General features: G+C 46.3%; 12 protein-coding genes. 8 read left to right on the forward strand and 4 right to left on the reverse strand.

Features of this window, described 5'->3' with window-relative positions; all coding sequences use genetic code 11:
- Nucleotides 1–128: 128 nt before the first annotated feature.
- From CPIN_RS09720 to CPIN_RS09755, 8 genes are all read left to right on the forward strand, one after another.
- Complete coding sequence (locus tag CPIN_RS09720; RefSeq protein WP_012789608.1) at nucleotides 129–353, forward strand: hypothetical protein; 225 nt, start codon at nucleotides 129–131, stop codon at nucleotides 351–353.
- 557 nt (nucleotides 354–910) lie between these two features.
- Complete coding sequence (locus tag CPIN_RS09725; protein WP_012789609.1) at nucleotides 911–1,735, forward strand: prephenate dehydratase; 825 nt, start codon at nucleotides 911–913, stop codon at nucleotides 1,733–1,735.
- A gap of 33 nt (nucleotides 1,736–1,768) precedes the next feature.
- Nucleotides 1,769–2,935 carry a pyridoxal phosphate-dependent aminotransferase gene (locus tag CPIN_RS09730; RefSeq protein WP_012789610.1) on the forward strand — a complete coding sequence of 389 codons (1,167 nt, stop codon included), beginning with the start codon at nucleotides 1,769–1,771 and terminating at the stop codon, nucleotides 2,933–2,935.
- 5 nt (nucleotides 2,936–2,940) lie between these two features.
- Nucleotides 2,941–3,783, forward strand: coding sequence for a prephenate dehydrogenase (locus CPIN_RS09735; RefSeq protein ID WP_012789611.1), 843 nt, complete (start codon nucleotides 2,941–2,943; stop codon nucleotides 3,781–3,783).
- 84 nt (nucleotides 3,784–3,867) lie between these two features.
- On the forward strand, nucleotides 3,868–4,959 hold the full coding sequence (locus tag CPIN_RS09740) for a chorismate mutase (protein WP_012789612.1): 1,092 nt from the start codon (nucleotides 3,868–3,870) through the stop codon (nucleotides 4,957–4,959).
- A 14-nt stretch (nucleotides 4,960–4,973) separates the two neighbouring features.
- The gene (aroB, locus tag CPIN_RS09745) at nucleotides 4,974–5,999 is read left to right on the forward strand and encodes a 3-dehydroquinate synthase (protein ID WP_012789613.1); all 1,026 of its coding nucleotides are present in this window, start codon (nucleotides 4,974–4,976) and stop codon (nucleotides 5,997–5,999) included.
- Between the two features lie 12 nt (nucleotides 6,000–6,011).
- Nucleotides 6,012–7,292 (forward strand): 3-phosphoshikimate 1-carboxyvinyltransferase, encoded by a 1,281-nt coding sequence (aroA, locus tag CPIN_RS09750; RefSeq protein ID WP_012789614.1) that lies wholly within the window; start codon nucleotides 6,012–6,014, stop codon nucleotides 7,290–7,292.
- Between the two features lie 47 nt (nucleotides 7,293–7,339).
- Nucleotides 7,340–8,338 (forward strand): chorismate synthase, encoded by a 999-nt coding sequence (locus CPIN_RS09755; protein ID WP_012789615.1) that lies wholly within the window; start codon nucleotides 7,340–7,342, stop codon nucleotides 8,336–8,338.
- Between the two features lie 162 nt (nucleotides 8,339–8,500).
- Here the strand turns inward: CPIN_RS09755 and CPIN_RS09760 are convergent, their stop codons facing one another.
- The 4 genes from CPIN_RS09760 to CPIN_RS09775 all read right to left on the reverse strand — a co-directional run bounded on the left by CPIN_RS09760 (nucleotide 8,501) and on the right by CPIN_RS09775 (nucleotide 12,213).
- Nucleotides 8,501–9,223, reverse strand: coding sequence for an FKBP-type peptidyl-prolyl cis-trans isomerase (locus CPIN_RS09760; protein ID WP_012789616.1), 723 nt, complete (start codon nucleotides 9,221–9,223; stop codon nucleotides 8,501–8,503).
- A gap of 70 nt (nucleotides 9,224–9,293) precedes the next feature.
- Entirely contained in the window at nucleotides 9,294–11,186 is a 1,893-nt protein-coding gene (locus CPIN_RS09765; protein WP_012789617.1) for a CocE/NonD family hydrolase, read from the reverse strand.
- Nucleotides 11,187–11,211: 25 nt separating this feature from the next.
- The gene (locus tag CPIN_RS09770) at nucleotides 11,212–11,562 is read right to left on the reverse strand and encodes an MmcQ/YjbR family DNA-binding protein (RefSeq protein WP_012789618.1); all 351 of its coding nucleotides are present in this window, start codon (nucleotides 11,560–11,562) and stop codon (nucleotides 11,212–11,214) included.
- A gap of 132 nt (nucleotides 11,563–11,694) precedes the next feature.
- Complete coding sequence (locus tag CPIN_RS09775) at nucleotides 11,695–12,213, reverse strand: hypothetical protein (RefSeq protein ID WP_012789619.1); 519 nt, start codon at nucleotides 12,211–12,213, stop codon at nucleotides 11,695–11,697.
- Nucleotides 12,214–12,294 lie beyond the last annotated feature (81 nt).

Consider the following 12,294-nt stretch of genomic DNA (forward strand, 5'->3'; position numbering starts at 1 on the left):
TACCTTGCCGGAACCTGAAAATGAAGGAAAAAGGGGGTAAAAAATTTTTTTAAAAAAAAGTGGGTTACCTTTTTTCAAACCCGGTATAAAGAGTAAATAATATTTCAAAAACCTAAAACATAGTCAAAATGAAAAATGCTCTGAAAATCGGTTTCTTCGCTTTAGCTCTGGGTGTATTCGTAGCTTCTTGCGGTAATGGTGGTTCTGCTTCTACAGAAGATACTACTGCTGCTGCAGCTTCTATCGATTCAGCTGCTGCAACTGTTGATTCAGCTGCTGCTACCGTTGATTCTGCTTCTGCTGTTGTAGATTCAGCTAAAGCTACCGTTGATTCAGCTAAAGCTGCACACTAATCACCTGGTAAGCAAATAAAGGCTTTTATATAACCGCTCCGTCTCTGACGGGGCGGTTTTTTTTTCGCCAAGCGCCTTCGTTTAGCCTTGTTTTTGAATAGAATGTCGAAAATAACGTCATTTATTAGAAATAATGTAATTTTTGACAAAGACGCTTGGACAATTCAAATCGTGATGTATTTTTGTCAGGCAATTAAGCAAATATGATACAGCAAACAACCTTTGGTTACTTTTTTGGTTTCTATTATTTCTGGTACCAGAAATAGGGAGGTCGTTTGTAGTACTCGAATATAAAAGAAACTAGCAAAGGCCTCCCGAACGGGAGGCCTTCTTTTTTTCCAACAAAGTCAATAGCGCATTTATGTTACGCCGTTTCAGCCTTTATTTCTTTTACTTTTTCTTTTACTTCTTTTACGTCGTAAAGGCCGGGACTCTTTTGTAAAAAATGCACGAATAAAATAACTGCAAATAAAAAGGGTCCCGGCTCCACCGGGGCCCTTTTTCATTTTATACGGTAGTTGCTACAGCAACTACAAATTCAAACCAAACATTAAAAAATGCGTATCGCGATCCAGGGTTTTGAAGGATGTTTTCATCAGATAGCAGCAGAGGCTTATTATGGTAAGGGAATAGAGATAGAATGTTGCGCATCCTTTCCGGAACTCGTTAAGAAAGTAAGTAAACAGAAAGATGCAGACGCTGGTGTGATGGCCATCGAAAACTCCATCGCCGGCAGCATTCTGCCAAACTATTCGCTGCTAAAAAACTCAGGTCTGCACGTAATCGGTGAGGTTTACCTGCATATCAGACAACACCTGATGGTGTTGCCGGGCCAAACCCTGGAAGATATACGCGAAGTACATTCACATCATATGGCGCTGCTCCAGTGTACAGAGTTCCTGGAAAAGCATCCGCATATGAAACTGGTGGAAACAGAAGATACTGCGCTCAGTGCCAAACACGTTGCGCAGAAGAAACTGAAAAGCACCGCAGCCATCGCCGGTAAACTGGCCGCTGATATATATGGTCTGGAAATCATCGCACCGAATATCCATACCATCAAAAACAACTATACCCGCTTCCTGGTTATTTCTCCCAACGGAGTAACACCAGCGCCGGATGCCAATAAAGCCTCCGTTTACTTCCAGACCTCTCACGAGCGCGGAAGTCTGGCAAAGGTGCTGACACAGGTCGCACAGGCAGGGATCAACCTGAGTAAAATACAGTCCTTCCCAATGCCTGCTAAAGAATGGAACTATTACTTCCACGCGGATTTCGAATTTGAGAACCTGAGCCACTTTGAAAAAAGCATCAGCAAAATTCAGCCGCTGACAGAAGATCTCAAGGTATTAGGTATCTATCAGAAGGGAAACACACATTAATCACATACATCAGGACGCGGAAAACAAAGCATTATGAACTTACAGGTAGCAAAAAGGCTGCAGCAGACGGAAGAATATTACTTCTCCAAAAAGCTCAGGGAAATAGACGAGATGAATAAAGCAGGCGCTAAGGTGATTAACCTTGGTATCGGTAGCCCGGACCTGCCGCCGCATCCTTCCGTTATTTCCGCTCTGCATGAATATGCACAAAAGCCTGACACACACGCATACCAGGGCTATAAAGGTATCCCGGCACTTCGTAAAGCGATGGCCGACTGGTACCAACGCTTCTACGGCGTATCCCTGGATCCTGAGAAGGAAGTGCTGCCGCTGATCGGATCCAAAGAAGGTATCATGCACATCTGTATGACCTACCTGCAGGAAGGAGATGAAGCCCTGGTGCCTAATCCCGGTTACCCGACCTATCGCTCTGCTGTGAACCTGAGCGGCGCTACCGTAGTAGACTACGATCTGGAAGAAAAGAACGGATGGCTGCCTGATCTGGATGCACTGGCGAAAAGAGACCTGAGTAAAGTAAAACTGATGTGGGTGAACTATCCGCATATGCCAACAGGCGCCCGCTTCAATGAGGCATTTGCGAAAAAACTGATCGCATTCGCACAACAGCATAATATCTTAATTTGTCACGATAATCCATATAGCTTTATCCTGAACAAACAACCACAGAGTTTGCTGCAAACACCGGGTGCAAGAGAGGTGGTACTGGAACTGAACTCTCTCAGTAAATCATCCAATATGGCCGGCTGGCGCGTAGGTATGCTGGTAGGCAAACAGGAATGGATCAACGAGGTACTGCGTTTCAAAAGTAATATGGACTCCGGTATGTTCCAGCCCCTGCAAATGGCCGCTGTAAAAGCACTGGAGTTAGGTCCGGAATGGTACGCTGAACTCAATGGAATTTATGAAGGGCGGCGTAAGAAAGTGTTTGAACTGCTGGAACTGCTGAACTGCACTTTCGATAAAGACCAGGTAGGACTGTTCGTATGGGCAAAGATCCCTGCCGGTGCAAAAGACGGATTCGCACTGACAGACGCGATCCTCCACCAGGCACAGGTTTTTATCACACCAGGCGGTATCTTCGGTAGCAATGGCAATGAGTATATCAGGGTAAGTCTCTGTAAAGATGAGAAAGTGTTTGATGAAGTGCTGGATAGGATAAAAACAAAATTTAAGCAGTAACAGTCATGATCGCAACTATAGTAGGAACAGGATTAATCGGAGGTTCACTGGCTATTACCCTCAAAGAAAAGGGTGTAGCTAACTGGATCATAGGGGTAGACCAGAGCGAAGCAAACCTGGTAAAAGCACAGGAGCTGAAGATCATCGACGAAGGTGCATCCCTGAAAGATGCTATGCTGCGTTCAAAGCTGATCATACTGGCGATACCGGTTGATGCGCTGCTGCAGATATTACCAACTGTAATGGATCATGCAGGGCCAGAACATGTGATCATGGATGTAGGTTCTACAAAAGAAAAGATACTGCAACTCGTTGCCGGTCATCCCAACAGAGGACGCTTCGTAGCGGCTCACCCGATGGCCGGCACGGAGTACTCAGGTCCCGAAGCTGCTATCAAAAACCTTTTCACACAAAAGACCATGGTACTTTGCGATGTGAAAAACAGCGATGAAGATGCGCTGGAAGTAGTGGAAAACCTGGTAGAGAAATTACAGATGCGCCTTGTATACATGAACGGTGTAGAACATGATCTGCACACAGCCTATGTATCACACATCTCTCACATTACTTCTTTTGCCCTGGCATTAACAGTACTGGAGAAAGAGAAGGAACAAGGCCGCATTTTCGAACTGGCAAGCGGTGGTTTTGAATCTACCGTAAGGCTGGCAAAAAGCTCCCCGGATATGTGGGTGCCGATTTTCAAGCATAACCGCAACAACGTGCTGGATGTACTGGATGAACACATCAATCAGTTACAGCAAATGAAGCAGCTGCTGGAAAGTGAAGATTACGAAACCTTTTACAAACTGATCCAGAAATCAAATAAGATCAGGAAAATATTGAAATAGCCGATAGTCGGGTTATAACAAGAAAACAAACAATCACAGGATTATGGACGACTATCGTCTATGGTCTGCAAAGCGTCAAAAACGATGGAACAGATTCTCGCAAAAACAAAATTCTCCGATCCGACTTCAGATAAGAAGCCGCTGATCATTTCCGGTCCATGCAGTGCAGAAACCGAAGAACAAGTACTTGATACAGCCCTGAGACTGGCTAAGACCGGTAAAGTAGACGTACTGCGTGCTGGTATCTGGAAACCACGTACCCGTCCGGGATCTTTCGAAGGTATCGGCGTTACCGGTTTACCATGGTTACAGAAAGCAAAAGAACTGACTGGTCTTCCACTGGCGGTAGAAGTAGCTACTGCTAAACAGGTAGAAGAAGCACTGGCACACAACGTTGATATCCTGTGGATCGGCGCGCGTACCACTGTAAACCCATTCTCTGTACAGGAAGTTGCTGATGCGCTGAAAGGTGTGGATACAACTGTACTGATCAAGAACCCGATCAACCCGGACCTCGAACTGTGGATCGGTGCTGTAGAACGTGTACGTAACTCCGGCATCAACAAAATCGGTCTGATTCACCGCGGTTTCTCCAGCTACGGTAATACTGAATACCGTAATGCTCCGATGTGGCACCTGCCAATCGAGATGAAACGTCGTATGCCTGAACTGCCTATCATCTGTGACCCAAGCCACATCGGCGGTCGTCGCGACATCCTGCAGGAAATTGCACAGGAAGCTGTTGACCTGGATTACGATGGTCTGATGCTGGAATCTCACATCGATCCTGACAAAGCATGGAGCGATGCTAAACAGCAGGTTACTCCTGAAAGACTGGCAGAAATTTTGGAAGGTATCACCTGGCGCCATGAGCATACCAACAAGAAAGAATTCAACTCTGCACTGGATAAACTCCGTGGTCAGATCAACCAGATCGACGATGAAATACTGCTGCTGCTCGGCAACCGTATGAAAGTCGCTGAAAAGATCGGTCTGTACAAGAAAGAGAACAACGTAACCATCCTGCAGACGAACCGTTGGAATGAAATCCTGGAACGCGGTATTGCTAAAGGTGAGAAACTGGGTCTGACAAAAGATTTCATCCTGAAATACTTTGATGCAGTACACCTGGAATCCATCAACAGGCAGAACAGAGTGATGAACGAAGACAAATAGACACAACACAAAATATGAGAACGTTATCTTACCAGTTCCAGCATAGTAATACGAAATATTATCTGGGAGAAAGCCTGCTACAGCTGGGCAATTATGCAGATCCTTCCCGTACCGTGCTGGTACTGGATGAAAATGTGGATGAACTCCACGGACATAAACTGCCAGGCTGGAAAAAGCTGGTGATCCCGGATGGAGAGGAACATAAAAGCGGAGAAGTCCTCGATCAGATCATCAACGGTCTGATTGAACTGGAGGCCGACCGTAAGACCATGCTGATCGGCATTGGCGGCGGCATGACCACCGATCTGACAGGATATGCAGCCAGCATTTACATGCGGGGTATGCCTGTTGGTTTTGTTCCTACTACCTTGCTGGCACAGGTGGATGCGTCCATTGGTGGCAAGAACGGTATCAACCATGGTAAACATAAGAACATGCTGGGTACGATCCGCCAGCCGGAGTTCATTCTGTTTGATTATTCACTGCCGCTGACAATGCCGGCAGAAGAATGGCACAATGGCTTCGCGGAGATCATCAAGTATGCCTGCATCCTCGATGCCAGCTTGTTCAACTACCTGGAAGAAAACCGTGATAAAGCCATGCAGCGCGATGTGGCTGTCCTGGAATACCTGGTAGAACGTTCTGTAGAACTGAAAACCAAAGTAGTACTGGAGGATGAATTTGAAACCGGCTCCCGCCGCTGGCTGAACTTCGGTCATACACTGGGACATGCGGTAGAAAAAATCGAAAACATTGCGCATGGGAAGGCTGTTGCTATTGGTATGGTAGCAGCATCCAAGATCTCAGAAAAATTGAAAGGATTGCCTGTTGAACAAACCAACAGGTTAATCCGTCTCATTAACGATTACCAGTTGCCGGTGACGCTTACCTCCAATAAAGAAGAAGTGTTCAACATCTTCAAACTGGATAAGAAGCGTGAGAAAGATGCGATTCACTTTGTGTTGCTCGAAGAGATAGGCAAGGCGACTACGCAGCCCGTGCCTATTGCAGAACTGAAGCAATTGCTGGATGAACTTTAAATCAAACTAATTATGCAAGTAACAATATCGCCCGGCGCTATCAGTGGTACAGTGACCGCCAATCCTTCCAAAAGTGCGATGCAACGTGCAGTTGCAGCCGCATTACTGAGCAATGGCACCAGCATTATCCGTAATCCCGGTCTGAGCAATGACTGCCTGGCAGCATTGGACGTAGCGGGAAAACTGGGTGCTGAGATTAAGCGTAATGAAGATCATATCGAAATAACAAGCAAAGGTATACATCCTGTATCCGAAGAGATCAACTGTGGTGAATCCGGTTTGGGTATCCGTATGTTCACTCCCATAGCAGCGCTTTCTGAAAAAGCCATTACCATTAATGGTCATGGTAGTCTGACGGTACGTCCGATGGACTTCTTCCAGGAAGTACTGCCTCAGCTGGATGTTAAATGCAGCACCCGGGAAGGCAGGCTGCCATTGAACATCCAGGGACCTTTGCAACCAAAGAATATTACGATCGACGGATCACTCAGTTCACAGTTCCTGACCGGTTTGCTGATGGCATACGGCGCTGCTGCAGAAGATGTGACCATCACCGTAAAAGATCTGAAAAGCAAACCTTACATCGCACTCACCCTGCAACTGATGCAGCAGTTTGGTGTACAGGTAAAAGAAGAGCAATACGAGCAATTCCACTTCGGTAAGCGTCAGTCTTACAAGGCAGGCGAATACACAGTAGAAGGTGACTGGAGCGGTGCTGCTTTCCTGCTGGTGGCTGCAGCTGTAGCTGGTAAAGCGGAAGTGCATCACCTGAATACACAATCCGCACAATCTGATAAAGCAATCCTGGAAGCACTGGAAAAAGCAGGCGCTGGTCTGCTGCCAGGCGTATTCACCGTGGTTGTGGAAAAACAGCAACTGCAGGCGTTTGATTTCGACGCAACTGATTGTCCTGATCTGTTCCCTCCGCTGGTAGCACTGGCTGCTAACTGCCAAGGCACAACGAAAATTATAGGTGTGAACAGACTCGCGCATAAAGAAAGCGATCGTGGTAAAACACTGCAGGAAGAATTCGGTAAAATGGGTATCGCAATTGACCTGCATGGCGATGAAATGCTGGTACATGGCGGCACCGGTATTAAAGGCGCGGTTGTAAGTTCCCACAATGACCACCGTATTGCAATGGCTTGCGCAGTAGCGGCTTTGACTGCTGATGCACCTGTTATCGTTGAAGATGCAGAAGCCATTAACAAATCATACCCTGAATTCTACGATCATCTGGAGAAGCTCGGCGGTATAGTAAAAAAGCAGGGTACAGCAAGCCTGACGCATTAAAATAACGGTAAGGGATATATCCTTACTGTAAAAAATATTCAAACAGCATGAACAGCTTTGGTAGATTATTCCGGGTGAATGTATTTGGCGAATCGCATGGCGCCAGCGTAGGTGTGAATATAGACGGCATTCCTGCCGGTATTCCGCTTACTCAGGAGGATTTCCTGCCTGATCTGGAAAGACGTAAAGCCGGTGCGAAAGGTACTACGCCCCGCAAGGAAGAGGACCTGCCTTTTATCAAGTCCGGCGTATTCAATGACCATACTACCGGTGCTCCCATCACAATATTATTCGAAAACAACAATACCCGCAGTACCGATTATGAGAAGCTCCGTGAGTTTCCTCGTCCCGGTCATGCGGACTTTGTAGCAACGCATAAATACGGTGGTTTTGAAGACTATCGCGGCGGTGGTCACTTCAGTGGCCGTCTGACCCTTAACCTGGTCGCAGCCGGCGTAATAGCCAAGAAAATACTGGGTCCTGGTATCTCTGTAAAAGCAACACTGAAAGAGGTAGCCGGATTGCCGGATGCAGAGCAGGGCCTGGAAGCTGCGATTGCAGCGAAAGACTCTGTAGGCGGTATTGTAGAATGCGTGGTAGAAGGATTGCCTATCGGTTTAGGAGAACCTTTCTTTGATTCTGTTGAATCCACTATCGCACATGCGGTATTCTCCATTCCCGCTATCAAGGGTATTGAATTTGGCGCTGGTTTCGCAGCTGCACGTATGAAGGGTGTTGAGCATAACGACGCCATTCTGGACGCCAGCGGTAAAACTGCCACCAATCATGCCGGCGGTGTAGTGGGTGGTATTACCAATGGTAATCCGCTGGTATTCCGCGTAGCGGTAAAGCCAACTTCCAGTACGCCGAAAGAGCAGCATACGCTGAATATCAAAAGTGGTGAAGTGGAAAACTTCAGCGTGAAAGGTCGTCATGACCTGTGTATTGCTTTGAGAGTACCTGTGGTACTGGAAGCGGTTGCTGCGATGGCGCTGGCAGATTTTATGTTATTGGAGCAGAGAAGCAACAGAGTATTTAAAAATTAGGAATTAGGAATTAAGAATTAGGAATTTATTCGAAATACTTTGTTCCTGATAAATAAAAAAGGGAGCGGCTCTTCAGGTCTGAAGAGCCGCTCCCTTTTTTATTTGGTTGGAGACAATCAGCAATCAATTCCTAATTCCTAATTGTTAATTCCTAATTGAATACTATTTCTCAATAGCAATCAGTTCTACTTCGAATACCAGCGCGCTGTTAGGGCCGATTTTTGGTCCTGCCTGACGCTCACCGTAAGCCAGATCAGAAGGAATGAACAGCTTCCATTTGGAACCTACAGGCATTAACTGTAAAGCTTCTGTCCAGCCTTTGATAACACCGCTGACAGGGAAGGAGATCGGCTGACCTCTTTCTACTGAGCTGTCAAATACAGTACCATCGATCAGTGTACCGTGGTAGTGTGTTTTTACTTTGTCATTGAGGCCAGGTTTTGGACCTGTACCTTCAGTGATCACCTGGTATTGCAGGCCGCTTGGCAGCGCAACCACACCTGGTTTAGTTTTATTTTCCGCCAGGAACTGTTCGCCGGCTACTTTGTTTTTCTGCATTTTTTCCGCTTTTAACTGTTGTAAATAATCACTTACACTCATATTGCCTTGTTCTTTAGTAATCAAAGGGGTGCCGTTATTCATGGCATCGGTCAGTGCTTTGGACAGTACTTCTGTTTTAACGCTGTCCAGTCCCTGCATTTTCAACATACTGCCAAATTCCAGGCCAATCGCATAACTGATCGTATCCAGTTTGGTCTGTAATAATGGAGCCGGCGCTACTGCTACCGGAACCGCTTCGTCTTTTTTAGACTTCTTTTTCTTTTGCGCGTAACCCGGAAGGGTAGCCACGCCCAAAACTCCAAGTAATAGGGCTTTTCTGATCATATAATGGTTTATTGAACTGTACAGTTGCCCCGGCAGGAATATCCTGCCGGAATGGCCTGCAAGTTAGTAACTATTTGATTACCGGCAATTCTATATGAGACGGATGCCGCGCGTCGTGGTAAATACGGATATCCGCCTTGCGGAAGTCCTTATCGTCACAGGTATAGATGTTGGTAAATACCTGCGGATTTCTGTCTACCAGCGGGAACCAGCTGCTCTGTACCTGTACCATGATCTTGTGTCCTTTTTTGAAGGTATGCGCGATGTCAGGTATATTGAAGTTGACGTCTGTCGGTGTATCCGGTTTGAATGCTTCCGGTTTTTCGAAGCTGTTACGGTACTTTCCTCGCATGATCTCGCCACGTACCAGCATCTGATAACCGCCCATCGGATAAGTATGGGATGGCAGTCTGCGGTGCTCGCTGGGAGCGTCTGTTTCATACCTGAAATCATTCGGGAATACGTCGATCAGTTTTACAACGAAGTCAGCATCTGTACCACTGGTGCTCACAACCAGTTTCGCCAGCAGTGGTCCTGCTACCGTTACATCTTCTGTCAGTACGCCTGTTTCAAAAGTCGCCACATCCGGACGTCTGGACGCAAAACGCTGGTCGTCGGTCATGTAGGAGATCGTGCGGTCGAAGTGGATGTCTTCGGTATAAGGTACCGGTTTAGCCGGATCGCTGACATATTCTGTAAAGCTGTCTGCATTCAGTGGTTTACTGAAATCCAGTTTACCATTTGCCTGCAGGTACAATGGTTTCGTCTGTGCTGGCAGCGGCCATTGCGCCAGTTTACGCCACTGGTTTTCGCCGGTGAAGAAGACAGTGGCTTCTGCGATACTGTCTGTACCGATGCCTCTCAGGTAGTAATTGAAGAAAGGCTCTTCAATATTTTCCTGATACCATTTAGAGGTAGCGCTGCCAAAGCGTACGTTACCCAGGGAGGAACCATCGTTTGTTTTGGATGCCCATTGTCCATGGTACCATGGGCCCATGACAACACGGTTGTTGGTTTTGGTACTTTGCTTTTCGATGGCCTTATAGGTATTCCAGGCGCCGAAACAGTCTTCCGCATCAAACAGGCCGCCTACTTCCAGCATGGCCGGTTTTACGCTGGTCAGGAACTGTCTTACATTACGTGCTTTCCACCAGTTGTCCAGGTCAGGATGTGCAACGAGGTCTTTCCAGAAAGCAATACTGTCGCCCATCAGTCTGGTAAAGTTCTTTACTGCACCAGTGCGCAGGTAGAAGTCATAGTTATCCGTATTGTGGTACTCAAAACCGCTGGGGCCGATGGTGGTTGGCTTAGGTCTTGGTTTACCGAAACTGGTATAAAAAGCAAAGGCGTCTGTGATGAAGAATGCACCGTTGTGGTGGAAATCATCTCCCAGGAACCAGTCGGTTACCGGCGCCTGCGGACTTACCGCCTTCAATGCCGGGTGACCGCTCAGTGCTGCCATAGTAGAGTAGAAACCAGGATAGGAGATCCCCAGGATACCAACATTACCGTTGTTATTTTCCAGGTTCTTTACCAGCCAGTCGATCGCATCATAGGTATCGCTGGCTTCATCGATATCCTGTTTACCTTTTTTGTCAGGATTAAAAGGGCGTACATCAACGAAAGTACCTTCACTCATCCAGCGTCCTCTTACGTCCTGCTGAATGAATATATATCCCTGTTTCAGGTAAGACAGAAAGTGACTGTTCCAGAGCGGCAGGTATTTGTCTTCACCGTAAGGGGCACAGGAGTAAGGGGTACGGGACATGAGAATCGGGTGTTTCTCCGATTTGTCCTTTGGCATATAGATGGAAGTGAACAGTTTTACACCGTCACGCATCGTGATATATACCTCTTTTTTGACATAGTTCTCACGTACCCATAGTGAGTCCTGGTTGATGGCTTTTACACAGGAACTGTGCAAAATCAGCGCTGCAACAAGCAGCGATAGCAATTTTCTCATAAGCAAAATGAACGGTTTATAATGGCTAAGATAACAGGCTTTCCCTGTCTTTTTTTGGCAGTGATTTTACAACGAGGTCGTAAGAGTCTTTTATCCACTGAAGTATCAGTTTATTGGGGATATTGGAATGTACATCTATGGTATTCCAGTGTTTCTTGTTCATGTGATAACCCGGTGTAACGCCATCATATCGCTCACGCAGCTCTATAGCTATCTCCGGATCACATTTCAGATTAATGGTTTCGAAGTTATCAAGATGTGTCAGGGTAAATAATTTTCCTTTCACCTTGTATACGAGTATTTCTTCGCCAAAAGGAAACTCTTCAGTCACGCCTGGCAGGGCCAGACAGTATTCCCGGAATTGCTCAATATTCATAAAATATGCGGTATGTACGATGGAGTATCGTCAAATATAAAAAAAAGAGGCCAACCTTGCAGGATTGGCCTCTTGCCTATAATAGAGGTTGATAGTGCTACATGCGGCAGATATGGTTGGTTAATGATGAATTTACAGCTTTGTGATAGCGAGAATGACACGGGAGTAACGTCCGTATATAATCTCTACCTGCTGACCGGTCCTGAAGTCATCCAGACGGCCACGCATCCAATAGAAGAGCCGCTTTCTTTTCTTCACCCCTTCCTGCTGTACAATGAAGCTGGTCTGCATCTCATTGTTGCCCTGGTAGACGGCTTCCAGCGGTACCTGAATCTGTCCTTTTTCCAGTTTGGTAAGATCCTTTTTGATGGTATAGTAACGTACATCTGTTACTTTGATCAGGGCAAAGATCAGGGCCAGCACAAAAGACATCAGCCACACCCAGAACCAGGCGTTTTTATAGGAGAAAAGAGACTGATTAATTTCTTCTTCGCTGAGACGTTTGCTAAGGAAAAAATGAGGTACAAAAGCTGCGATGATCACCAGCAGCAGACCGAACGATATGAATTTGTAGATCTGCTTTTTGTTTTTTTTCAACGCATCCTGGAGGAGGAAGATCTCTTCAGTGGTCATAAAAGAGTAGTCCTGCATAAGTATAACGGTTTTTCTTATATGTAATATATGTAAAATATTGATGAATTAATAATAGTGATTATGGAAATGAGGATAAGT

The organism is Chitinophaga pinensis DSM 2588 (assembly GCF_000024005.1).
Taxonomy (GTDB): Bacteria; Bacteroidota; Bacteroidia; order Chitinophagales; family Chitinophagaceae; genus Chitinophaga; species Chitinophaga pinensis.